The sequence below is a fragment of the Olsenella sp. AGMB03486 genome, from assembly GCF_040884255.1.
GTDB classification, from domain to species: Bacteria; Actinomycetota; Coriobacteriia; order Coriobacteriales; family Atopobiaceae; genus Olsenella_L; species Olsenella_L kribbiana.
Genome location: NZ_JBEVTM010000011.1, coordinates 1 through 23,224 on the forward strand (window position 1 = coordinate 1; position 23,224 = coordinate 23,224).

A 23,224-nucleotide genomic window follows, 5' to 3' on the forward strand; every position below is an offset into this window, starting at 1 on the left:
GCAATCCCGCTTATAATCTACTTTGCAGCGATGTTCTTCGGCTCCTTCTTCGCAGCCCACGCCCAGGGCCTCTCCTATGAGCGCTGTGTATCGGTCGCCTTCACGGCCGCTGGCAACAACTTCGAGCTTGCGATTGCCGTTGCCGCCGCCACCTTCGGGCTTGAATCCGAGGAGGCGTTCGCTGCCGTCATCGGTCCTTTGATCGAGGTGCCGACGCTGATCATGCTGGTCAATGCTGCCCGCATGTTCGAAAGGAGGCTTGCATGGCCAAAGAGGGCGGACGCACGGTGAAGATTGCCTTCATCTGCACGCACAATGCCTGCAGGAGCCAGATGGCAGAAGCGCTTGCGCGCGAGATTCTGCCCGCGTGGGCAGAGCCCTGCTCTGCCGGGACCGACCCGGCGCCTGTGATAGACCCGGGAGCTGCCGCAGAGCTTGCCAGGAGGGGCATCTCTGCCAAAGGCCTCCATCCGAAGCCCTTGTCTGCCATCGGCAAGGCCGATATCGCTGTCACGATGGGCTGCGGCGTCAGCTGTCCTGCGCTTCCCTGCACGCACCGCGAAGACTGGGAGCTCGAAGACCCTATGGGCGGAGCCCCTGAAGGCTATGAGGAGTGCGCTGACAGGATAGCCGAGCATCTCCGTGAGCTCAGCAGACGGCTCTGCCAGCAGCGCGCTGCAGCGGATGCCAGGATGCTCGCTGTCTTCAAGGCACTCGCGGACGAGAACCGGCTCGCAATCGTCCAGTCAATAGCAGACGAAGGCGAGATCTGTGCCTGCGAGCTCCTCGAGCAGCTCGATATCACGCAGGCCACGCTCTCGCACCACATGAAGGTGCTCTGCCAGACAGGGCTCGTCAGCTGCCGCCGCGAAGGCCGCTGGTGCCATTATTCGATCGATCCTGCAGAAGCAGGGATGCTTGCCTCCTTCTTCGGAGAGCTCAGATGTACGGCAGAGGCGCCCCGCTGCGTAGCCTCCTGCTGCTGAGCGGAAGAGCGCTACAGGAAGAAATCCTCGACAGGAACGCCCGTCCGGTCCAGCTGCCGGACGGGCGTTCCTGCATCTTCATGCATCGGACTTCAGACGTACCGCTATTCGAACTGCAGCTCGCCGAGCCAGCGCTCGAGCACCTCGTCCGGAAACGCCACAGAAAGAAGACGTGCGCCACGTACCGTCGAGCCCGGTGTCAGCGCCTGGATGCGGGCAGGGCTGGATCCCATATCTGAGCCGCCGCTCGTCGCGAAGGGGACGATGATCTTGCCCGTGAAGTCATTGCCCTCGAGGAAAGAATCGATGACACGAGGCTCCTGTCCCCACCAGATCGGATAGCCGACGAAGATGACGCCGTAGTCCGCAAGATTGCGCTCCAGGGGCTCGAGCTCAGGCCGGCAGGAATCGTCGCCCATCTCGAGCGAGCTTCGAGATCCGGTATCGCCCCAGTTCAGGTCGGCTACGCTGTAGGGCACCTTCGGCAGGATGGGCACCGCTTCGCAGCCACGAATCCCAGCTATCCGGGCAGCCAGCTTGGCTGTAGTGCCAGTAGCCGAGAAATAGGTGACGAGTTCCTGTCTGGGCATGATGCCTCCCTGTGCCAGAGCTTCGGTGCGGATGCCGTGCTGATGGGCCATTCTTCGATCTGGACAATTCTATCGCGTCTTGCGAAACGGCGCGAAAAGCGTTTCCCTAGACGAGCTTTCCCTGGCAGTGGTCGATCATGTGCTGGATCATCTGCGCATACCAGCCCACAAAATCACGGGTCTCGGAGACGAGCTTGCCGTCCTTGAGCTCCTGGTAGCTCACGCGGATCTTCTGGTAGCGCGTGACCTTCGAGACCGCATCCTTCGTGAGGCAGCCTTCCTCGGTCTTGTAGGGACGGATGCCGAAGAGGAGCTTCGGATTGTAGAACACATAGTCGTGCCCGTTGTCATCCGTCAGTGCGCAGACGGCCTTCGAGACGCCGATCTGGTTTGCTGCGAGGCAGGATGCATCCTCGAGCGAATCGAGGGTATCCACGAGATCCTGTGCGAGCGCTGCATCCTCTGCTGTTGCCTTCTCGCAGGGCTTGGAGAGGATGGCTTCGTCCTTCACGAGTTCCTTGATCATGAGCTGCCTTTCTGAAGAGGAATATGCTATCCCAGCATTCTTAAGTCCCTAGTATTGTACGCGGAACTTGGTGTCGTGCACGCAGGGCACCTCCCGCTCCGAGACGAGCCTGGCATCGATCCAGGTATTGCGGCTCTGCGAAAGGTCCTCTATCCCTTTCTTGTAGGCAGAAAGCTGCGCCGCCGTCCCCTCGGCCTCGAGGAGCACGTCTCCGTCGTCGAGGTTCTTGACCCAGCCCGTGACGCCCACAGACTGCGCAAGCATCTGTGCCTGGAAACGGAAGCCCACCGCCTGCACCTTGCCGCCATAGCGAAGCTCGAGGCGCCTCTTCGGACCCTCTGCATCCGTGCCTTCTGCAAGAGATGCCGCATGTGCCGCTGCCGCCATCTCGTCCGGCACCTGATTGACCTTCTTCTGCCGCTTCCACGGCCAGACAAATCCCATGGCTCCTCCTTGTCTCTGTGACCAGTATTCCCCATTGCCTGTATTGCAAAAAGGGAAGCAGCCCCGAAGAGCTGCTTCCCGGATGGAACTCGTATGTGCCTTGGACCTTTAGGCCTCCTGCTGGTAGGGCTTCTTCCAGAGGGAGAGGATGAGGCAGGCAATGACAGAGCCAGCGGCAAGAGCGATCAGGTAGCCGAACGGGTTGCCGATGACAGCAATGACCCAGGCACCGCCGTGAGGAGCGGGGCTCGTGCAGCCGAAGGCTGCGGAGAGGGCGCCTGCAATGGCAGAGCCGATGATGCAGGACGGAAGCACGTGGCCGGGGTCTGCTGCTGCGAACGGAATGGCGCCTTCGGTGATGAAGGAAAGGCCCATGATGTAGTTCACGATGCCGGCGTCACGATCGGCCTTGGACCACTTGTTCTTGAAGAAGGTCGTGGAGAGAGCGATAGCGAGAGGAGGAACCATGCCGCCGACCATGACAGAAGCCATGATGATCTGACCCGAGGTCGTGCCGGCCGTGAGGGCGCCGGTGCCGAAGACGTAAGCTGCCTTGTTGAACGGGCCACCCATATCGATCGACATCATGCCGCCGACAACAGCGCCGAGAAGGACGATGTTCGTCGTGCCCATGCCGTTCAGCCAGTCATTGAGGCCGGTGTTGATGGCGCCGAAGAGCGGGTTCAGGACGAACATGACCGCACCGATTGCAAGCGTGCCGAGCAGAGGATAGATGAGCATCGGCTTGATGCCTTCAAGCGAGTCGGGCATATGGTCGCAGAGCTTCTCGATGCCGAGGACGATGTATCCTGCCGCAAAGCCGGCAAAGAGCGCTGCAATGAAGCCGCCGGAGATGCACGAAGCCGCTGCGGCCTTGGGATCGGAGTTCAGGAGCGTGATGTAGGCAAGGCTGTAGCCGGTCTTGGCAAAGAGGCCGCCGACAAAGCCCGGCGCAAGGCCCGGACGGTCAGCGATGGACATGGCAATGAAGCCTGCAAGGATCGGCAGCATCATGCCGAAAGCTTCGCCGCCGATGGTCTTGAAGAAGGCTGCCGCAGGGATCGAGGAGCCGTAGGCAGCAGTGCCGAGGCCTGGCTGGTCGACGAGGAAGGCGATGGCCGTGAGGATGCCGCCGCCGATAACGAACGGAAGCATGTGGCTGACGCCGTTCATCAGGTGCTTGTAGATCACGTGCCAGGTGGAGTCCTTCTCGCCCGACGTCTCGGAAGCGGAGACCGAGGTGCCTTCCTGGATGGGAGCCTTGCCGTCGAGGATGGTCTGGATGAGCTTCTCCGGCTCGTTGATGCCGGCGGAGACGTTCGTGGAGAGGACCTGCTTGCCGCCAAAGCGTGCACGGTCGACATTCTTGTCCGCAGCGATGATGATGCCCTTTGCGTGGGCGATCTCGTCAGCCGTCAGGATGTTCTTGGCGCCTGCAGAGCCCTGGGTCTCGGCCTTGAGCGTGATGCCCATCTCCTTGGCCTTCTTCTCCAGGTTCTCGGCTGCCATGTAGGTGTGGGCAATGCCGGTCGGGCAGGCGGTGATCGCGAGGACCTCAGGGTATCCTGCAGCTGCCACTGCCTCAGGAGCGGCCTTGGCAGCATCTGCTGCCTCGCGCTTTGCCTCGGCGTGGTCGATCACGGACATGAACTCTTCCGGCGTCTTGGCAGCGCGCAGGGCGTCTGCGAACTCCTGGTGCATCAGGAGCTTCGAGAGCTCGGCGAGCATCTCGAGGTGCGCGTTGTTCTGGCCTTCAGGAGCTGCAATCATGAACATGAGGTCTGCCGGCGCATCGTCCGGTGCATTCCAGTCCACGCCGCCCGGTACCGTCATCGCTGCCAGGCCCGGACGCTTCACGGCTGCGGTCTTGGCATGAGGAATGGCGATGCCGTCGCCCACGGCCGTCGAGAACTCGGCCTCACGGGCGAGGATGGCCTTCTTGTAGGCAACCGTATCGTTGATGTTGCCTGAGGCATCCTGGAGGGCAATCAGCTGGTTGATTGCGTCATCCTGGCTTGTCGCCGTGGCGCCCACCTTGATTCCCTCGGGTTTGAGCAAGTCAGTGATCTTCACGTTGCTCCCCTCTCTTGTCTGGGCACCATGAAGTGCCCCCTGAAGCGCCGGCAATGATGCCGGCACGCTCTACCTATCTCGGCTGCCTTCCGGCAGGTCTGGCTACAGGGTCTTGAGCAGTGCCTCGACCTCAGGACGCGTTGCAAGCTTCGGCGAGAATGCGCTCGCAGATCCCGTGCAGACGCCCATGCGGAAGGCTGTGGCGTAGTCGCCCTTGCTCTCCTCGTAGCCTGCAATGAAGCCTGCGACCATGGAGTCGCCGGCACCGACGGAGTTCACGACTGTGCCCTTCGGTGCTGCGCTCTCGACGACGTCGCCCTTCTCCGGCACGAGGACGGCTCCCTCTCCCGCCATGGAGATGAGGACGTTCCTGGCGCCCATCTCCTGGAGCTTCCTTGCATACGGCACGACATCCGGCCTCTTCTCGAGCTCCACGCCGAAGATGGCGCCGAGCTCGTGGTTGTTCGGCTTGATGAGGAAGGGATGGTACTGGAGCACCTTCACGAGCAGGTCGCGCTCAGCATCGACGACGATCTCGATGCCGCGGCCGGAGAGACGCTCCATGATGCGTTCGTACATATCGGACGGAAGCATCGAAGGAACAGAGCCTGCAATGACCAGGACGTCGCCAGCCTTCAAGGCATCGAGCTTTGCATAGAGCGCCTCGATGTCTGCCTCCTCGATCTTCGGGCCGATGCCGTTGATCTCAGTCTCCTCCTCGGCCTTGATCTTCATGTTGATGCGGCTCATGCCTTCCTTCACCTGGATGAAGTCGCACGTCGCACCGTAGGCCTGCATGCGGGACTCGATCTCGCGTCCGGTGAAGCCGGCAACAAAGCCGAGCGCGCAGGAAGCGTGTCCGAGGTTCGAGAGCACGATGCTCACGTTGATGCCCTTGCCGCCCGGCAGGACATCCTCATAGGTGACACGGTTGATCTCTCCAGGCACGAGCCTGGGCATCCGCACGATGTAGTCAATCGACGGATTGAAGGTGACGGTGTAGATCATGGGCGCTCCTCCTCTAGGTCCACAATGTTCTCCGCATTGCTATAGGCACTCTCGGGATCGAGATGGTCCGTGATGATGGAAGCCTGGTCGAAGGCTGCAAACGTGATGAGAGAGACCTGGTCGAACTTCGTCGCATCCGCAAGCACATAGGGGCTCTGCGTATGGGCGATGCTCACTTCCTTGACCTTGGCCTCGGAAAGCTCAGGCGTCGTGAAGCCAGCAGAAAGCGAGATGCCATTCGTGCCCCAGAAGCCGAGCGTGAAGTGCAGGCGCTCGAGCGAGGCGATAGCGTCCTCCCCGACGACTGCCTCCGTGACGGGCTTCACCATGCCGCCCAGAAGATACGTCTTCATGCCTTTGGCCAGAAGCGCCTGGGCATGGGGAAGGGAGTTCGTGACATAGGTCGCATGGGTCTCCGTCAGCGAATCGACAAGCATCATCGTCGAGGATCCCGCATCTATGAAGACGAAGTCCTCCGGATTCACGAGCGTCGCAGCGTAGGCGGCGATCCTCTCCTTCGCAGAGAGGTTCACCATGCGCTTCTGCGCAACCGGCGAGTCCTGGATGACCATATGGCGCTTCGGCGCACAGGCACCACCGTGCACGCGCACGACCTTGCGCTGGCGCATGAGGGTATCGAGATCTCTGCGCACCGTCGACTCTGATGCATCGAGCGCTGCCATGAGCTCAGGGGTCGTGACGCTCCCCTGCTCCGCCACGAGCTTGCATATGAGGTCCTGGCGTTCTGTCGCGAGCATCTTTCATCCCTCTCCCTGGTTGCTGAAGACAGTATGCACCCAAAATCCGTCATTTTCAAGCACTAATCTTCATTTTCGGTGACTGTTTTTGAATGTTTTAGGAGGTGTACCCCGAAAACCGGTAGCCTTCCAGCACGGCAGCAGCCCCTCCTTCCACCGCATCCCGCCTTCGCCTACCATGGATGGAACAATATTCCAGAGGAGGCCGCGATGAACATCCAGATCTTCGGGACGAAGAAGAGCAATGACGCAAAGAAGGCAGAGCGCTGGTTCAAGGAGCGCCGCATCCGCTTCCAGTACATCGATATGAAGGAGAAGGGCATCGCGAAGGGCGAGCTCGAATCCGTCGCCCGTGCCGCAGGCGGCCTCGAAGCCCTGATCGATCCCGCCTGCAAAGATGGCTATGCCCTGGCCCTTGTGCAGCACACGCCGAAGGCGATGCTCGAAGGGGTCCTCCTCGAGAACCAGCAGGTCATCAGGCTCCCGATTGTGAGGAACGGCCGCCAGGCTACGGTCGGCTATGCACCCGACGTCTGGAAGACGTGGGAATAGCCCTCAGCCACAGACTCCTGTCCTGCGCGCAAGCGTGCCGAGACTTGCGGCAAGCTCTTCCATCTCTCCATCTTCGAGCCGCTCGTACTGGAGGACGAAGCGCGCAGACCTGTCTCCTCGATACGGCAGCTGTGCATACGAGGAGAGCGCTGCAAGCCCTATGCCGCACTTTCTGGCAGCTTCCACAAGCGCCTCTTCTGCTTCCTGTTCGCGTCCGCACCATGCGGGCTGAAGCCTGAGCGCAAGCATCATATGGAGGCCGGAGTCTGCCTCTTCGAGCTTCATGCTCTCCCCGAGCTCCCGTGCAAGCGCCTCCGCAAGATGGTCACGACGCTCCTTCACGAGCCTCCGGTAGCGTGCGACATGGCTCTCGTAGCTTCCGTCCTCGAGCATCGTAGCCAGTGCGAGCTGGTCGATCGTGCCGAGCGTGCCTGCCGCAAAGGACCGGAGCTCTTCGTAGCGCCGCGCTGCTGCAGGCGGAAGCACTGCATAGGCTGCGCGCACGACCGGACCCAGGCTCTTCGAGAACGTGCCGATATAGATGACAGCACCCGTCGCGTCGATGCTTGCAAGGGCAGGAATGGGCCTTCCTGCGAGCCTGAACTCGCAGTCATAATCATCCTCGACAATGAGGCGGCCAGGCACCTCCGCAGCCCAGCCCAGAAGCTCATAGCGCCGGGAGATGCTCATGACACGGCCTGTCGGGAACTGGTGCGACGGCATCGCGTGCGCGAGCTGCACATCCGTGCTCCTGATTCCTTCCATTGCGATGCCCTCTGCATCGAGCGGGACCGACACCGCCCTCTTCCCTTCTGCCTCATAGGTCCTTGCAATGCGCGGGAATCCCGGGTCTTCCACGGCACAGAGGGAGCCTGCCGGCAAGAGCTGCGCCACAAGCTGGTAGAGCACCTGGGCGCCTGCTGCCACGACAATCTGGTCTGCCTCCACCCTCATGCCTCGCGTCTGAGCGAGATGCGTGGCTATCGCCTGCTGGAGCCTCGGCAATCCCTGTGGCGTGAGCGAAGAGAATGCCTCGTCGAGGTCTTCTGCCGAAAGGACATGTCGAAGGCTCCTCTCCCAGAGGAGCAGCGCGCTTCTGTCGGGACGTGCTGGCAGATGCGATGTATCGATGCGGAGCTGTTCCCTCTCTGGGAGAGTCTTCACCTCTGCCTTGGACAGCGCCTGTGCCGTAGCCTCCGGAAGCTTTCCCAGCCGCTCGACATAGTAGCCGCGACGGGGACGTGCCTCGATGTAGCCTTCCGCCGCAAGCTGCGTGAGCGCAGACTCGACCGTGATGAGGGAGCAGCCAAGCTCGTCTGCAAGCTTCCTCTTGGAAGTCAGCTTCTCTTCCGGGGCAAGCTCTCCTGCCACGATTGCATCGCGAATGGTCCGGTAGAGATATTCGGAGCGCGAGAGCGTGCCACGGTCTGCGAGATCGAGAGAGAGCATCTGCTGGTCCTATCTATCTGCATGATCTGGCCTTGTTCTGATCCTGCCAATTATATGTCTTCTGGCTCTAAACACAGAACCAGCTATCCCCTATCCTCGCCCGCATGCACAGAAGGCAGCAGAAAGGATGGATGATGGGAGCAAAGGGCCAGGAAGCAGGACCGGAGCGCGCAAAGCTCAACCGCGAGCTTGCGCAGATGCTCAAGGGTGGTGTCATCATGGACGTCACGACGCCCGAGCAGGCCAGAATCGCCGAGGATGCAGGGGCGTGCGCAGTCATGGCGCTGGAGAGGATACCGGCAGACATCAGGGCTGCAGGAGGCGTCTCCCGCATGAGCGACCCTGCGATGATCGAAGGCATCCAGAAGGCCGTAAGCATCCCGGTCATGGCAAAATGCCGAATCGGGCATATCGCAGAGGCACGTATCCTTCAAGCCATCGATATCGACTACATCGACGAGTCGGAGGTGCTCTCGCCTGCTGATGACATCTACCACATCGATAAGACGAAGTTCGCGGTGCCCTTTGTCTGCGGCGCCAAGAACCTGGGAGAAGCACTCCGCCGTATCCAGGAAGGCGCCTCGATGATCCGCACGAAAGGCGAGCCAGGCACAGGAGATGTCGTGCAGGCCGTGCACCACATGCGTCAGATGCAGAAGGAGATCCGTGAGCTTCAAGCCCTTCGGGAAGACGAGCTCTTCGAGGCCGCCAAGCAGCTCGAGGTGCCCTACGAGCTTGCAAAGAGCGTGCATGATGCAGGAAAGCTCCCCGTCGTGAACTTCGCCGCAGGAGGCGTCGCCACGCCGGCCGACGCTGCCCTCATGATGGAGCTCGGCGCAGAAGGCGTCTTCGTGGGGTCTGGCATCTTCAAGAGCGGAAACCCCGCCAAGCGTGCAGCTGCTATCGTCGGCGCCGTCACAGCCTGGCAGGATCCCGAGAAGCTTGCCTATCTTTCCCGCGACCTCGGCGAGGCCATGGTCGGCATCAACAAGGACGAGATCGAGCTCCTCATGGCAGAGCGGGGCAAGTGATGGGGACAGCAGTGCTGGCGCTCCAGGGCGCCTTCATAGAGCACGAGCAGAAGCTCGAAGAGCTGGGAGAGCCCTTCTTCGAGATCCGCGAGGAGGCAGACCTCAAGCGTCACTTCGACCGCCTGATCCTGCCGGGAGGAGAATCCACGGTGCAGGGAAGGCTCCTCAGGAAGGAGGGGCTCTTGGACCCTCTCCGCGAGCGCATCGAGGACGGCATGCCCGTTCTTGCAACCTGTGCAGGCCTCATCCTTCTGGCCAGAAACATCGAGGACGACGTGGAGGATGGCACAGACCGGAGCGCCGCGCGCCCCGAGAGCCACTTCGGCACGCTCGATGCCACAGTCCAGCGCAATGCCTACGGACGCCAGCTCGGAAGCTTCCGGACCGAAGCCGAGTTCAAGGGACTGGGAAAGATCGGCATGACCTTCATACGGGCGCCTTACATCAAGAAAGCAGGCCCCGAGGTGGAAGTCCTGGCCAAGGTGGATGGCCGCATTGTCGCCGTCAGGCAGGGAGCCCAGCTTGGCCTTGCCTTCCATCCCGAGCTCGAAGAGAGCCTGGCCGTGCATGAGATGTTCCTTGCGCTCTGAAGCAGCGGCTGCATCCTCTGACGGATGCAGCCGGCATTCTGCCATGCCCCTTCCCTAGCCGCATCCGGTCCTCCGAGAGCTCCGGCTGTGCCTGGGTCACAGAATGAATAATTATTCAGTTGTTACACATATTTCAGATCTGTAGCAATGGCTTTTCCGATTCTGCCTATTCCCGTAAACACTCAGATATCCCTGTCTTCCTCATTGCTTTCAAACCACTTCAGCTCTACGATTTCAAGTGTATTCGACGCAGGCAATGACAGGCCCGCTGCTGGTACGACAGCTCTCTCCTCCAGCGGCAGCTTCCAAATATATGCATTTTATTGCATATAATGTCAGTGCTGGCATCGAGTGGCAGGTTTGGGCTATGGACGGAGGAATGTATGGGATCTATCGGCAGCATGAGCAAGCCAAAGCTCGGATTTCTTGTCGCAGCAGTCCAGTTCCCGGCCCCGGTCGTCAACAGCCGGGAAGATATCGACCGCCAGGTCGCGAGCATCGTGCGCACGGTCCATGCAACCAAAGCTGGCTATCCGGGCGTCGAGCTCATCGTGTTTCCTGAGTACAGCACGCAGGGACTGAATACCTCCAAGTGGCTGACCGACGAATTCCTCTGCGATATTCCCGGACCGGAGACCGATGCCTTCTCGAAAGCCTGCCAGGAGGCCGGCGTCTACGGCGTCTTTTCCATCATGGAGCGCAATCCCGATCCGAACAAGAATCCCTACAACACCGCAATCATCATCGACCCTTCGGGAAACATCATCCTCAAATACCGCAAGCTCTTCCCCTGGAACCCCATCGAGCCCTGGTATCCAGGAGACCTCGGCATGCCGGTCTGCGAAGGCCCTGGCGGCTCCAAGCTTTCCGTCTGCATCTGCCATGACGGGATGATTCCCGAGCTTGCGCGCGAAGCTGCCTACAAGGGCTGCAATGTCTATATCCGCATCTCCGGCTACAGCACGCAGGTCAATGACCAGTGGATTCTGACCAACCGCTCGAATGCCTGGCAGAACCTCATGTACACCGTCTCGGTGAACCTTGCCGGCTACGACAACACCTTCTACTACTTCGGCGAGGGCCAGATCTGCAACTTCGACGGCACGACGCTCGTCCAGGGACAGCGCAATCCCTGGGAAATCGTCACCGGCGAGATCTATCCCGAGCTTGCTGACAATGCCCGCCGCACCTGGGGTCTCGAGAACAACATCTACAACCTCGGCCACCGCGGCTATGTCGCAAAGCCAGGCGGCGAGAGCGATGCCGGCCTCACCTACATCAAGGACCTTGCCGCCGGCAGATACCATCTGCCCTGGGAGGACGAGATCCAGATCAAGGACGGCTCGATCTACGGCTATCCGACAACGGGCGGCCGCTTCGGAAACGACTGAGCACATCTTCCGCCGAAACAGCAAGGACTCCGCACCTCATGGTCTGCACCACAGAACCTGGCACAGAAGCCCGTGTTCCGAGAAGGGCAGCCCATCGTGGTGCGGAGCCCTCTTGCATGGTTCTGGGATATGCCTGCCGTTCTTCATGCTTTTCTTTTTGATGCAATGCGCGCAGCCGGCATGTCCTGGAATTGCCTCTATGCCAGGCTGCCGAGAAGCTCGTTCTCCTCTTCGAGCGGAAGGCCCAGGAATACATCCTCCTGGTCCTTGTGACGCCAGATGAGCGTACGCACAAGGTCCATCGCAGTGCGCACCGCTTCCTCGAAAGGCGTGCCATAGAGGACCTTGCCGAGCATGACAGAAGAGAAGATGTCGCCGGTGCCGGCAAAGTAGCAGGGGATATAGTCGATCGCAAGACGGAAGATTCTGTCCTGCTGCCTGTCGTATCCGAGCACGCAGTCCGCGCCTTCCACGCGGCAGCTCGTGATAGCAAGAGACCCAGCATCAAGCTCTCTCAGGCGTGCCACGAGCTCTTCCGCTTCCTTCTCTGTCAGCTCCTCTTTCGAGGGATCCATGCCGGCAAGAAGGCAGGCCTCTGTCGCGTTGGGCACAGCATAGTCGGACAGCGCGACAAGCTTCCTCATACGCTCGACGCTTCCAGAATCGACACCGTGGTAGAGGGAACCGTTGTCTCCCATGATGGGGTCGACGAAGATGGCCGCACCTTCCTCTGCCTTCTTGCGGCAGAAGTCGGCAATGGAGTGAGCTTCGTCCTCGGTGGCAATGTAGCCCGTGGCGACGGCTGCAAATTCCACTCCCAGCCGGTCGAGAGCAGAAAAGGCATCGCGCACATAGGAGCCGGTTTCGAGCACGGCCACTTCCTCGCGGTTGAACGTGCTCGAGACGAGAGCCGTCGGCACGAGGCTCGTCGCATAGCCCATGCGCGAAAGGACTGCATCCATTGCCGTCAGCGATACGGTCCCGTAGCTGCAGAGATCGTTTACCAGCACTATGCGCTTGCCCACGCCTGCTCCATTCCGTCCTTGCCAGGTCCATCCCGGCATTCCCTGAAAGGGTAGCAGGAAGCTTCTCTTCCGAGGTGCATCTGCTCCGTTTGGACATAGAGTCCTTACCTCGGCCCTGCCTTCGGCACCCCCCCATGGCTTCATGCATCTTTTCCAAGCTCGGGCGAACAGGTCATCCGAGCTCTCCTGCTCGTGCTATCGTATGCATCAGGGCAGCAGCTGCTGTCCTGGACAGAGCGTGCGCTGTGACTGACGGATAAAACGTGGGCCTACCACGGGGAAGCAGCGTTGCCATACATTCGCCGACCGTCTGGGCATGCGCAGCTTCATGAAGGAGCGCGGGCCCTCATGCGCCTTCCTCCCTGAGCTGTGCTGAAGAGAGAGGAAGACCATGCAAGATCTTCTGGAACTGCTCGAAGGCAATCCCTATCCAGGCCGCGGCATCGTGGTCGGACACAAGCGTGTCTACTACTGGATCATGGGACGTTCCGCAAACAGCAGGAACCGCATCTTCGTCCCGACCGATGACGGCATCCGCACCGAGGCATACGACCCTTCGAAGCTTGAAGATCCCTCGCTTATCATCTACCACCCTGTCCGCGCGATGGGCGATGCCCTCGTCGTGACGAACGGCGACCAGACCGACACGATCGTCGAAGAGAACGACTTCTTCCGCGGCTGCCTGAAGCGCCGCTTCGAGCCCGATGGCCCGAACTTCACGCCGCGCATCTCCTCCATCCTGCACCCCGACGGCTCCTTCGCAATCTCCATCCTGAAGCATGCAGAGACGGAAGCCGACGAGTGCTGCCGCGAGTTCTTCGTCTATGAAGGCGTCGAAGAAGGTGCCGGCTATTTCATCAGCACCTATCAGGGAGACGGCAATCCACTTCCGAGCTTTGCCGGCGAGCCGATAAAGGTCACGATGCCCGAGCCTAACGAGATCTGGGCAGCCCTCAACAAGGACAACAAGGTCAGCCTCTACACGAATGTCGAAGGCACGGTACGCCTGTTCAATGCACGCGAAGGAGAGTAAGCGATGAACTCACTGGAACTCAAGTATGGCTGCAACCCCAACCAGAAGCCTGCCCGCATCTTCATGAAGGATGGCTCCGACCTGCCCGTGACCGTGCTCTCCGGCAAGCCGGGCTACATCAACTTCCTCGATGCCCTGAACTCCTGGCAGCTCGTCCGCGAGCTCAAGCGTGCAACCGGCATGCCGTCCGCTGCCTCCTTCAAGCACGTGAGCCCGGCAGGCGCCGCTGTGGGAACGCCGCTCTCCGATATCGAGAAGCAGATCTATTTCGTCGACGACGAAGGTCCGCTCACCCCTATCGCCTGCGCCTATATACGCGCCCGCGGTGCCGACCGCATGAGCTCCTACGGAGACTGGGCAGCACTTTCCGATATCTGCGACAAGCGCACCGCACAGTACCTCAAGCATGAGGTGAGCGACGGCATCATCGCTCCGGGCTATACGGACGAGGCGCTCGAGATCCTGCGCTCCAAGAAGGGCGGCAAGTACAACGTCGTCCAGATCGATCCGAACTACGAGTGTGCACCGGTCGAGCAGAAGGATGTCTTCGGCATCACCTTCGAGCAGGGCCACAACAACTACGAGATCTCGACCGACCTTCTGAACGAGGTCGTGACGAAGAACAAGAATATCCCCGACGAGGCCAAGCGTGACATGGTCATCTCCCTCATAACGCTCAAATACACGCAGTCGAACTCCGTCTGCTACGTGAAGGACGGCCAGGCCATCGGCGTCGGCGCTGGCCAGCAGAGCCGCGTCCACTGCACGCGCCTTGCCGGAAACAAGGCCGATACCTGGTATCTGCGCCAGCACCCGAAGGTGCTCGGCCTCAAGTTCGCAGACGGTATCCGCCGTCCGAACCGCGACAACACGATCGATGTCTACATCTCCGACGAGCACGACGATGTCCTGCGCGACGGCGAGTGGCAGAAGTGGTTCGCCGAGAAGCCTGAGGTCCTGACCCGCGAGGAGAAGGCAGCCTGGATTGCCACGCAGACCGGCGTGACCCTGGGTTCCGATGCCTTCTTCCCCTTCGGCGACAACGTCGAGCGCGCCCACAAGTCAGGCGTCTCCTACATCGTCGAGCCTGGCGGCTCCATCCGCGACGACAACGTAATCGAGACCGCCGACAAGTACGGCATTGCCATGTGCTTCACGCACATGCGCCTCTTCCATCACTAAGGCGCGTAGCCACAAAGAACTGGGCAGGGCCTGCAGCCACATCGCTGCAGGCCCTGCCTTTGAATTGACACGCACTGTCATGACCGCGCAAGGCTGTCGCAAGAGACTACTCCGCCACAATGCTCTTCCGGTCGAAGCGACTTGACTCCGCTCCATCGTTCTTGGAAAGGAGATAGAGGCAGTATTGATTCATGCTGACACCTTCAGCCTTTGCGTGTTCGGCAAGAGAGCGGTGGGGGCTCTTCGGGAGGCGGAGCTTGAACTGACCAGAATAGCTCTCATCCGTCTTCGGCTCAGCTATATCCACACCCTCTTCCAGCGCAGCCTCGAGCCAAGCACGTTTTGCATCAGCAGCATTCTGTACAACCTCGTCCAACGTGTTACCGCATGTGATGCATCCCGGAAGTTCAGGATAGCGCGCTGCAAATCCCCCTTCATCGGGGTCGGGAACGATCTCCAGCCTGTAGGGCAGATTCAAATAGTAATCAATCTTCTTCACGGCCTGCCTCCTCGACTGCTTCGCGGACAAATTCTCTGTATCTTGATGGGGGACATGACGCGGTATCGTGATGGGATTCCTGCCGGGCTTTCGGAACATGCAGTGGCTGCTTCCACCTGACGGTCGAGACATTTCATATCCGCAGTTTTCCAGCACCTTGCACAGCTCCTCAAACCTCAAATTGCCGGAAAGAGCCTGCACACGTTTCAGCAGCTTATCCCATTTTTATATGGTCCTTCCTTCCCTAGAATGGTGTCATATTCGGTATCATCTTGCAGGCCTCTCTATAATAGAACATTTGTTCTTTTCATTGGAGCATCCCTATACCCCATTTATGGGTCAGCAGATGCATTTTTCGGAGATGAGGAATGGGACAGCGGCCATCCGTGGCTTGTCTTTTTTCAAACACGAAGAGGCGCCCCATCCTCGAGATGGAGCGCCTCCCATGCTTCAACGCGATAGCGTCAGCAGCCTACTTCTTGAAGCTGATGACCGGCTCGCCTGCCTTGACCGGACCCTCGTGCGTGAACTCGACGGAAGCAAGATCGTCGGTGTTCGTGAGAGCCATGATAACGACAGTGTCATGGCCAGCAGCCTTGATCTTGTCCTTGGAGAAGGAAAGCAGGGGCTCGCCTGCCTTCACATGAGCGCCCTTCTCGCCGTAGACCTTGAAGCCCTCGCCCTTCATCTCGACCGTGTCGACGCCGACATGGATCAGGACCTCTGCTCCGTCATCGCCCTGGATGCCAAGAGCATGGTAGTTCGGGGCACCTGCTGCCGTAAGGGTGCCGGAGACCGGCGCGTAGACGCACTCGCCCTCAGGCTCGATGCCGCAGCCCTTGCCCATGGCGCCGGAGCTGAAGACCGGGTCGGACACATCCTCGAGCTTGACGGCCTTGCCGGTGACCGGAGCAAGAACGGTGCCTGCAGGCGCAGAGACGCTCAGCGCTTCAGGCTTGGCGGGCTTTGCCGCCTTCTTGAACTTGTCGAAGAATCCCATGATGCACTCCCTTGTATCGCATATGCGCCGCAGGCTGCAGCGCCTCTTGCCGAAAGTACTCCTAGTTTAAGTCATTTCCATTCGTTGCGATGACCTTCTTGTACCAGAAGAAGGAATCCTTGCGGGAGCGCGCAAGCGAGCCCTTCCCCTCGTTGTCCTTGTCCACATAGATGAAGCCGTAGCGCTTCTTCATCTCGCCGGTCGAGGCGCTCACCAGGTCGATGCAGCCCCACATCGTGTAGCCCATGAGGTCGACGCCGTGCTCGATCGCCTTCTCCATCTCCTGGATGTGGGTCCTGAGATAGTCGATGCGGTAGGTATCATGGATGGAGCCATCCGGCTCCACCTTGTCGACGGCGCCGAGGCCGTTCTCGACAATCATGAGCGGTACCTGGTAGCGGTCATAGACGCACTCGAGATAGTAGCGCAGACCCTCCGGATCAATGGCCCAGCCCCAGTCGGACTTCTTGAGGTAGGGGTTGCCGGCGCCGCCGAAGATGTTGCCGCCCTCCCTGGCCGTCTTCTCCGTCGAGGTCGTGGAGCTCATGTAGTAGCTGAAGGCGTAGAAGTCGACCGTGCCCGCCTTCAGGATGTCGGCGTCCTTTAGGGCAAGATCAGAAAGATCGACCCCTTCCTTCTTCCAGAGCTCCGGTGCCCAGCAGGGATAGCTGCCCCTCACCTGGACATCGCCGCAGTAGAAGTTGCTCCTGTCCATCGCATCGTGCGCCGCGAGCACATCGTCCGGATTGCAGGTATAGGGATAGTTCGCGCTTCCTGCGATCATGCAGCCGACCTTGTTCTCAGGATCGATCTCATGCGCTGCGAGCACGGCCTTCGCGGATGCCACGAACTGGTTGTGGAGGCCCTCGTAGCGCTTCTGCGGATCGTCCCACGGACAGTCGGCGAAGTTCACGTCCCAATCATGGTCCGGCAGGATGCCGAGGCCCATGATGTTGCCAAAGCCGCCCATCATTGCGCAGTTGATCTCGTTGAACGTGAGCCAGTAGCGCACAAGGCCCTTGTACTCGGTGAAGCAGGTCTTCGCATAGTTCACGAAGAAATCGATGAGCTTCCTGTTCGACCAGCCACCGTACTCATGGGAAAGGGCAAGCGGCAGCTCATAGTGCGACAGCGTCACCATGGGCTCGATGCCGTGCTTACGGCACTCCTCAAAGACGCTCTTGTAGAAGGCGACGCCTTCGGGATTGGGCTTCTCCTCGTCGCCACGCGGGAAGAGTCGCGCCCAGTTGATGGACATACGGTAGCACTTGAAGCCCATCTCGCCGAAGAGCGCGATGTCTTCCTTGTAGTGGTGGTAGAAGTCCACGGCCTCGTGGCTTGGATAGAAGACGCCCGGCTTCACGCCAGCAGGCGTAATCGTACGTGGCGTCGAGACCGTACCGCCAGTCATAACATCAGGGACATTGAGGCCCTTGCCTCCCTCGAGGTAGCCTCCCTCGACCTGGTTGGCTGCAGTCGCGCCGCCCCAGAGAAAGTTCTTCGGAAATGCCATCTCTTCCCCTTTCCGAAGGAGGGGCCTGGATGACCAGACCCCTCCGATTCAGCTATCAGATGATGAACGCGTACGCCCTGCGAAGCTATGCCTTGGAAGCTTCGGGCTTGTAGGACGCAAACTCGAGGGCAAATCCCACGATCGCGGATGCAACCGAGGCAACGATGGCCCAGATCATGTAGGTCACGCCCATGGTGCCGGAAGGATCGATGTAGGAGAGCCAGTTGAAGACGCCGAGGCCGCCGGAGATGTAGACGACAGCGCCGGAGATGCCGATGATGAGGCCGCCCACAGCAGAGCCGATGCAGGCATTCACGAAGGCACGCTTGTCGGGAAGCGCGACGCCGTAGATGGCCGGCTCGGTAACGCCGAAGAAGAAGGCAGAGATCATGGCAGGAAGCGCAATCTCGCGGAAGTTCTCGTCCCTGTTCTTGAGATACATCGCGAAGACGACGGCGCCGAGCGAGAAGGAGTGGCCGATCACGGAAGCAAGGATGAAGTCATGGCCGAGCGTCGTGAGGTTGACCAGGGCGATAGGCACGAGCGACCAGTGGAAGCCGAAGATGACAAGGACCATCCAGAAGGCGGAGACCACAACGCAGCCGACAATCGAGCCGACGACCGGAAGGCCGAAGATCAGCTGGAAGAAGGCGGAGAGCAGGTTCGTGAGCAAGGTAGCGACCGGGCCGATCACCAGATAGCCTACGACGACCGAGACGGTGACAACGATGAGCGGCGTGAAGAACATCTTGAGGGAGGCAGGCATCCACTTCTTGACCCAGTGCTCGACCACAGAGCCGAACCAGACCATCAGAAGGATCGGGATGACCGACGACGTGTAGCCAGAGGCCGGCATGATGATTGGCAGGCCGAAGAAGGTGGCGTACCAGGAGAAGGTACCGAAGACGCCGAGGTCGACCGAACCCAGGATCTCGCCCTTCGTGAGCGCGACCATCGTCGGATAGACGAGCGCGAAGGCGATAGCAAGGCCATTGAACTCGTTCATCTTGAACTTCTTGGCGGCCGTGTAGCCAAGGACGACCGGCAGGAAGTAGAACATGCCGTCAGCCACGGTATAGAGCAGCGTATAGGCACCCGAGGTCGCAAAGGCCGGGGCGAAGGCCGTGCAGCAGGCAAGGATGCCCTTCATGATGCCGGCAGCGGCGAAGGTGCCGAGCATCGGCGCGAAGATGCCGGAGATCAGGTCGACAATCACTGACAGGACCGTCTTCTCTTCGCCTTCCCCATCGTCGTCGACAGCGACTTCGCCGGCGCCGGTCAGGCCCGAGATCTTGAGGAATGCATCATAGACATCCTCGACCTTGTTGCCGAGGACGACCTGGTACTGGCCGTTGGCATTCATGACCTTGATGACGCCCGGAAGCTTCTCGATGACTTCTGTATTCGCCTTGTCGACATCCTTGAGCTTGAGGCGCAGGCGCGTGATGCAGTGCGCGACAGAGCGGATGTTGTCCTTGCCTCCTACGTTCTCCAGGATCTGTTCGGCCAGATAGTCGTACTTTCCTTCTGCCATTGGTTCCTCCTTAAGACCTTTGGCCTCCCCCATAGGGCCCTATCAGGACGCGTCCTCCCACGTCCGGATATGCAGCTAGCAAGCCGTCACGAGACGGTTCACATGCATCATCAGATAGAGCAGCTCCTCATTCGAGCAGCTCCAGCTGTATGTGTCGGCAAGATAGCGCTGTATCTTCTCGACACAGCTGTAGATATCGGGAAAATCCTTCGCTGCCTGTTTGAACAGCGAGCTGTTCTTGGTCTGTTCGCTCTCGCCGTGCGAGAGGCGGGCCACAAGGTAGCGGAAATGGCCGACGAAGCGGTTGTAGGCGTATGAGCGGCGGTCGAGCGTGACGCCGAGCTCGCTCTCGATGATCTTGGTGACCTCTTTCATGATGCGGGCGGTCTCCATCACCAGGTCGATGCTCGAGGTGTCTCCTGCTCCGCCCATCTCGCCGTTCACGATGTGGAGAGCAATGGAGCACGCCTCGCTCTCCGGCAGGTCTGCATCCTCGACGCGGGCATTGACCATAGCGACACCGGTGCGTCCGATCCTGAGCTCGTTCGGGTAGACGAATGCCACCTCGTTCTGGAGCGGATTCTGGACATCGATGCCTTCGCGGCGGCGCTCGATGGCAAACTGGATATGGTCTGCAAGGGTCACGACGAGATTGGGGTTGAGCTTGCACTCAAGCTCCATCTTTGCAAGATCGACGATATCGGAGGCAGCCAGAAGCACATTGTCGGAAAGCCCGGCAAGCGTGCCTGCCATGCCTCTGCTCACATCGAAGAAGATGCGCTGCACTTCGTCGGTGGGGGTGATGTCGTATGGCATGTGCTTGAAGCCGACGCCCTTGCCGAACACGACGACATCGCGGCCGGAATCATCGATGCCGAGCGCTACGTTGTTGTTGATCTTCTTGACAAGGCGCATAAAAAAATACCCTTCAGGCTTCTACGCGAGACGAGGACTTCGAGTCATGCCACACTTCGCGCAAGTAATGCCTCAAGGGATGAGTAACAATCTTGCCATGTATGTGATTCTAGCAGAAGGACATCCACTGTTTTCAGCAGATGTCCTTCATTTTCCGTTCACCGACAGAATCACTCCGTTCGTCAGAGCAGAGCGGAGCCTACGCCGTGACAGAAGCTTCCTTCTCTGCCTGCTCCTTCGCTGCACATTCCGGGCAGAGGCCCTGGAAGATCGTAGCATGCGAATAGACGGTCCAGGGATAGCCCCCCTCCGCGAACGGACGCAGGTCGGCCGTTGCCTGGGCATCGAGCGTCTGGTCTTCATGGACGCCGACGTCCATGACCTTGCCGCAGCGGACGCAGATCACATGGGCGTGCTCATCCGTACGAAGGTCGAACCTCTCCCCGCCTGGCGCCTTGATCGAGAGAATGATGCCTTCGTCAGCCAGAAGGTGGAGATTGCGATAGACCGTGGCGCGGCTCAGATGCTCGTCGACCTTGTGCACCTCATCAAAGATCTGCTCAGCCGTCGGATGGTCGTGCCGGGAGCGCACCTCCTCGAGCACCAGCTGGCGCTGCCTCGTGTTTCTTCTCTCTGTCATGCTTCCTCATTTCCTGGGTCCAGAGCACAGCGTCTGGGATCCGTAAAGCTTCGGAGAGTCGGGCAGAAAGTCCTTGACTTGCCGCTTCTCCTGTCTATCATAATAACTGTTCCTGATAAGAATGCAAGCACCCCTCTGGAACATGCTCGGCCATCGTAGCAGATGCATGCTGGTCAAATGTGTGTTTCATGCGGAGAAGCAGCTTCTCCATAAGACGTCTAAGGGAGACCCTTATGAGAGGCATTCCTGTTCGGGAACAGAAAGATCGGGACGGAAGCGCTGTCCCGGCAAAAGAGAGAGGAAATGCGCCATGAAGTTTGTATGCCCCGTCTGCGGTTACGTGGAAGAGTTCGACGGCGACGAGCTGCCTGCCGACTACAAGTGCCCCCAGTGCGGCTGCCCCGGCTCCCGCTTCACGAAGCAGGAGGGCGAGCTCACCTGGGCTGCCGAGCATGTCGTGGGCGTCGGCAAGGCTGAGGGCGTTCCTGAGGACATCATCGAGGACCTCCGTGCCAACTTCAACGGCGAGTGCTCCGAGGTCGGCATGTATCTTGCAATGAGCCGCGTCGCAATGCGCGAGGGCTATCCCGAGATCGGCATGTACTATCGCCAGGCTGCCTTCGAGGAGGCAGACCATGCATCCCGCTTCGCCGAGCTCCTCGGCGAGGTCGTGACCGACTCCACCAAGAAGAACCTCGAGATGCGTGTCGAGGCCGAAAACGGCGCCACTGCCGGCAAGACGGATCTCGCAAAGCGTGCCAAGGCTCATAACCTCGATGCAATCCATGACACGGTGCACGAGATGGCCCGCGACGAAGCCCGTCACGGCCGTGCCTTTGCTGGCCTCCTCAAGCGCTACTTCGGCTAGGCCACAACCTGCATTACCCTCTTCGGACAGGCCGGGATCCGCTCCCGGCCTGTCCACTTATATATGCATGTTTCAGAGCTCAGGCTTCACCCGGCCGAGCGCAAGATGGTCGAGCCAGCCCCAGCGCGGATCGTCCATGGCCCCATAGATGGAAAGCCAGAGGGCAAGCGGTGCGCATCTGACCCTGTCATCGGCGCAGTCCAAGATCTTGCCGTCTCCGATGTAGAGGCCGATATGCCCATAGGTAAGCCCCTGAGCGCCGTAAGGGTGATGCTCCACCCCTACTGCCATGCCCACCTTGAGCTCTGCGAGATCGTCGAGCCCCAGGTACTTCCGGCAGAGCTCGAACGCATCTCCGTCCACATGCCCATATCCGAGGCGCACAAATGCTTCTTCGATCCAGGCAGCACAGGAGCACTCCCCTGTCCACGGCGTTGCATAGGCAAGCTCGACCAGGCGCTTCTGCGGTGCTGCAGCATCGGCAAGCGCCTCAGGCCCAGGCTCTCCCTGCCTGATTGCCGGCTTTCCGAAGACCGTTGTTATGCCATCGGTGCTGAGCATGTTCCGGCGCTTCAGCTCCTCAAGGATGCGCCGCTCCAGGCACTCATCCATCTGGGGAAATGTCGACATGCCTCAGTCTATTCCTGCATGAAGGAAGGAAGCGTGCCTGCATCGGCAGCACGCGCGATATCTTCGAGCGCTGCTGCGACTGCATCATCCTTCGAGGGGCCGATATGCCAGCGTGCTGCCTCCCTGATCTCAGGAGCTGCATTGGCAACAGCCACGCCATTCGGCACGGCTTCGATCATCGAGAGGTCGTTTTCCGAATCGCCGAAGCAGACGACCTCGTCGAGCCCCACGCCCAGGGCTTCCGCGAGCGCACGTACGCTCGAGCCCTTGTCCCAGCCGGCAGGAGAGATGTCGATGAGCGGCGCCTTGAGGCTTGGCAGCACGAAGCCGAGCTCAGGCACTTCCTGCTTCAGACGGTCTCTGAGCGCACACCTCTCCTCGTAGCTTCCCGATACATGGACATTGGCCTTGATGTAGCGGGCATGAGGGTCGAGCTTCGTCTCGACCCTGCCTGAGGACTCCGTGAAGATCGTCCTGTCCTGCCCGATCAGATCGGGCGCGCCAGAATAGAGCGTAGCCCTTCCATCACCCTCCACATCGTAGATGGCAAGAGCGGCGTGCCCCGTCGCATCGAGGATCTCCTGCGTGTGCACGAGCGCCTCAAAAGGAAGCTCCTTCACGCCGACCTCGCGTCCATCGAGATGGAGGATCTGGCCATTCGAGAAGGCACCTGTCGCAAAGCAGGCCGCATCGTCTGCAAACATCCATCCCATGGCAGAGGGAATGCGTCCCGAGACCGGCCCGAAGTGGATGCCATGGTCGAGGAGTACATGAATCGCTTTCCTGGCACGTGCGGAAGCGCAGGGAGCGCCAACCGGGATGAGCGTATCGTCGAGGTCCGTGAGGATGAGCTTGATCACAGACTGCCTTCTTCCGATGCATTTCTGAAGAGTTATGCGGGCTTCTATCATGGTAGCCGCCCACATCCTTAAAATGGGGCGAGAACAAGGAGATTGCGCGCACAGCCCACCTGCCTCGCAAACAGAG

25 protein-coding genes and 1 riboswitch are annotated in these 23,224 nt (G+C 60.0%); of the genes, 9 read left to right on the forward strand and 16 right to left on the reverse strand.

Annotated features, from left to right (window positions below):
• Positions 1-291 (forward strand): arsenic resistance protein (locus ABVS03_RS06770; protein ID WP_368018523.1); only part of this gene is annotated, 291 nt, incomplete at its 5' end.
• Entirely contained in the window at positions 264-986 is a 723-nt protein-coding gene (locus ABVS03_RS06775) for a metalloregulator ArsR/SmtB family transcription factor (protein WP_368018524.1), read from the forward strand. The genes ABVS03_RS06770 and ABVS03_RS06775, both read left to right, overlap by 28 nt.
• A gap of 104 nt (positions 987-1,090) precedes the next feature.
• On the opposite strand, the gene ABVS03_RS06780 is transcribed toward ABVS03_RS06775, so the two are convergent.
• From ABVS03_RS06780 to ABVS03_RS06805, 6 genes are all read right to left on the reverse strand, one after another.
• On the reverse strand, positions 1,091-1,576 hold the full coding sequence (locus ABVS03_RS06780) for a flavodoxin (RefSeq protein ID WP_330972352.1): 486 nt from the start codon (positions 1,574-1,576) through the stop codon (positions 1,091-1,093).
• A 106-nt stretch (positions 1,577-1,682) separates the two neighbouring features.
• Positions 1,683-2,102, reverse strand: coding sequence for a peptide deformylase (locus ABVS03_RS06785; protein WP_330972353.1), 420 nt, complete (start codon positions 2,100-2,102; stop codon positions 1,683-1,685).
• A gap of 48 nt (positions 2,103-2,150) precedes the next feature.
• Positions 2,151-2,546, reverse strand: coding sequence for an acylphosphatase (locus tag ABVS03_RS06790; RefSeq protein WP_368018525.1), 396 nt, complete (start codon positions 2,544-2,546; stop codon positions 2,151-2,153).
• Between the two features lie 108 nt (positions 2,547-2,654).
• Positions 2,655-4,619: a fructose-specific PTS transporter subunit EIIC gene (locus tag ABVS03_RS06795; RefSeq protein WP_368018526.1), complete on the reverse strand. Its 1,965-nt coding sequence runs from the start codon at positions 4,617-4,619 to the stop codon at positions 2,655-2,657.
• 102 nt (positions 4,620-4,721) lie between these two features.
• Complete coding sequence (pfkB, locus tag ABVS03_RS06800) at positions 4,722-5,627, reverse strand: 1-phosphofructokinase (RefSeq protein WP_330972356.1); 906 nt, start codon at positions 5,625-5,627, stop codon at positions 4,722-4,724.
• A complete protein-coding gene (locus tag ABVS03_RS06805) occupies positions 5,624-6,385 on the reverse strand; it encodes a DeoR/GlpR family DNA-binding transcription regulator (protein WP_330972357.1) in 762 nt (253 codons plus the stop codon). Before ABVS03_RS06805 ends, pfkB begins: the two co-directional genes overlap by 4 nt.
• Positions 6,386-6,595: 210 nt before the next feature.
• Between ABVS03_RS06805 and ABVS03_RS06810 the strand changes: the two genes are divergently transcribed.
• Entirely contained in the window at positions 6,596-6,937 is a 342-nt protein-coding gene (locus ABVS03_RS06810; RefSeq protein ID WP_330972358.1) for an arsenate reductase family protein, read from the forward strand.
• A 3-nt stretch (positions 6,938-6,940) separates the two neighbouring features.
• Here the strand turns inward: ABVS03_RS06810 and ABVS03_RS06815 are convergent, their stop codons facing one another.
• The gene (locus ABVS03_RS06815) at positions 6,941-8,386 is read right to left on the reverse strand and encodes a PLP-dependent aminotransferase family protein (protein ID WP_368018527.1); all 1,446 of its coding nucleotides are present in this window, start codon (positions 8,384-8,386) and stop codon (positions 6,941-6,943) included.
• Between the two features lie 134 nt (positions 8,387-8,520).
• Here ABVS03_RS06815 and pdxS point away from each other — a divergent pair, with 134 nt between their 5' ends.
• The 3 genes from pdxS to ABVS03_RS06830 all read left to right on the forward strand — a co-directional run bounded on the left by pdxS (position 8,521) and on the right by ABVS03_RS06830 (position 11,398).
• Positions 8,521-9,417 (forward strand): pyridoxal 5'-phosphate synthase lyase subunit PdxS, encoded by an 897-nt coding sequence (gene pdxS, locus ABVS03_RS06820; protein ID WP_368018580.1) that lies wholly within the window; start codon positions 8,521-8,523, stop codon positions 9,415-9,417.
• Positions 9,417-10,007 (forward strand): pyridoxal 5'-phosphate synthase glutaminase subunit PdxT, encoded by a 591-nt coding sequence (gene pdxT / locus ABVS03_RS06825; protein WP_330972361.1) that lies wholly within the window; start codon positions 9,417-9,419, stop codon positions 10,005-10,007. Before pdxS ends, pdxT begins: the two co-directional genes overlap by 1 nt.
• Before the next feature lie 383 nt (positions 10,008-10,390).
• Complete coding sequence (locus tag ABVS03_RS06830) at positions 10,391-11,398, forward strand: formamidase (RefSeq protein ID WP_368018528.1); 1,008 nt, start codon at positions 10,391-10,393, stop codon at positions 11,396-11,398.
• A 197-nt stretch (positions 11,399-11,595) separates the two neighbouring features.
• Here ABVS03_RS06830 and ABVS03_RS06835 read toward each other — a convergent pair whose 3' ends face one another.
• Positions 11,596-12,423, reverse strand: coding sequence for a bifunctional hydroxymethylpyrimidine kinase/phosphomethylpyrimidine kinase (locus ABVS03_RS06835; protein WP_368018529.1), 828 nt, complete (start codon positions 12,421-12,423; stop codon positions 11,596-11,598).
• Positions 12,424-12,658: 235 nt separating this feature from the next.
• Positions 12,659-12,746, forward strand: a riboswitch (ZMP/ZTP riboswitch).
• A 68-nt stretch (positions 12,747-12,814) separates the two neighbouring features.
• Between ABVS03_RS06835 and ABVS03_RS06840 the strand changes: the two genes are divergently transcribed.
• Entirely contained in the window at positions 12,815-13,456 is a 642-nt protein-coding gene (locus tag ABVS03_RS06840) for an IMP cyclohydrolase (RefSeq protein ID WP_368018530.1), read from the forward strand.
• Between the two features lie 3 nt (positions 13,457-13,459).
• Positions 13,460-14,638: a phosphoribosylaminoimidazolecarboxamide formyltransferase gene (locus ABVS03_RS06845; protein ID WP_330972365.1), complete on the forward strand. Its 1,179-nt coding sequence runs from the start codon at positions 13,460-13,462 to the stop codon at positions 14,636-14,638.
• 106 nt (positions 14,639-14,744) lie between these two features.
• On the opposite strand, the gene ABVS03_RS06850 is transcribed toward ABVS03_RS06845, so the two are convergent.
• The 6 genes from ABVS03_RS06850 to ABVS03_RS06875 form a co-directional block, all read right to left on the reverse strand.
• Complete coding sequence (locus tag ABVS03_RS06850) at positions 14,745-15,137, reverse strand: toxin-antitoxin system HicB family antitoxin (protein WP_368018581.1); 393 nt, start codon at positions 15,135-15,137, stop codon at positions 14,745-14,747.
• A gap of 472 nt (positions 15,138-15,609) precedes the next feature.
• Positions 15,610-16,137 (reverse strand): PTS glucose transporter subunit IIA, encoded by a 528-nt coding sequence (locus ABVS03_RS06855; protein WP_368018531.1) that lies wholly within the window; start codon positions 16,135-16,137, stop codon positions 15,610-15,612.
• A 61-nt stretch (positions 16,138-16,198) separates the two neighbouring features.
• Entirely contained in the window at positions 16,199-17,650 is a 1,452-nt protein-coding gene (locus ABVS03_RS06860) for a glycoside hydrolase family 1 protein (protein WP_368018532.1), read from the reverse strand.
• A gap of 85 nt (positions 17,651-17,735) precedes the next feature.
• Positions 17,736-19,184, reverse strand: coding sequence for a PTS transporter subunit EIIC (locus ABVS03_RS06865; RefSeq protein WP_368018533.1), 1,449 nt, complete (start codon positions 19,182-19,184; stop codon positions 17,736-17,738).
• Positions 19,185-19,259: 75 nt separating this feature from the next.
• Positions 19,260-20,099: a PRD domain-containing protein gene (locus tag ABVS03_RS06870; protein WP_368018534.1), complete on the reverse strand. Its 840-nt coding sequence runs from the start codon at positions 20,097-20,099 to the stop codon at positions 19,260-19,262.
• A gap of 199 nt (positions 20,100-20,298) precedes the next feature.
• The gene (locus ABVS03_RS06875) at positions 20,299-20,739 is read right to left on the reverse strand and encodes a Fur family transcriptional regulator (RefSeq protein ID WP_368018535.1); all 441 of its coding nucleotides are present in this window, start codon (positions 20,737-20,739) and stop codon (positions 20,299-20,301) included.
• A 310-nt stretch (positions 20,740-21,049) separates the two neighbouring features.
• Here ABVS03_RS06875 and ABVS03_RS06880 point away from each other — a divergent pair, with 310 nt between their 5' ends.
• Positions 21,050-21,607, forward strand: a complete 558-nt coding sequence (locus ABVS03_RS06880) for a ferritin family protein (protein ID WP_368018536.1) — start codon at positions 21,050-21,052, stop codon at positions 21,605-21,607.
• A gap of 72 nt (positions 21,608-21,679) precedes the next feature.
• Here the strand turns inward: ABVS03_RS06880 and ABVS03_RS06885 are convergent, their stop codons facing one another.
• Both ABVS03_RS06885 and ABVS03_RS06890 read right to left on the reverse strand, forming a co-directional pair.
• Positions 21,680-22,168, reverse strand: a complete 489-nt coding sequence (locus ABVS03_RS06885) for a hypothetical protein (protein ID WP_368018537.1) — start codon at positions 22,166-22,168, stop codon at positions 21,680-21,682.
• A 77-nt stretch (positions 22,169-22,245) separates the two neighbouring features.
• The gene (locus ABVS03_RS06890) at positions 22,246-23,097 is read right to left on the reverse strand and encodes an HAD family hydrolase (protein ID WP_368018538.1); all 852 of its coding nucleotides are present in this window, start codon (positions 23,095-23,097) and stop codon (positions 22,246-22,248) included.
• Positions 23,098-23,224: the final 127 nt, after the last annotated feature.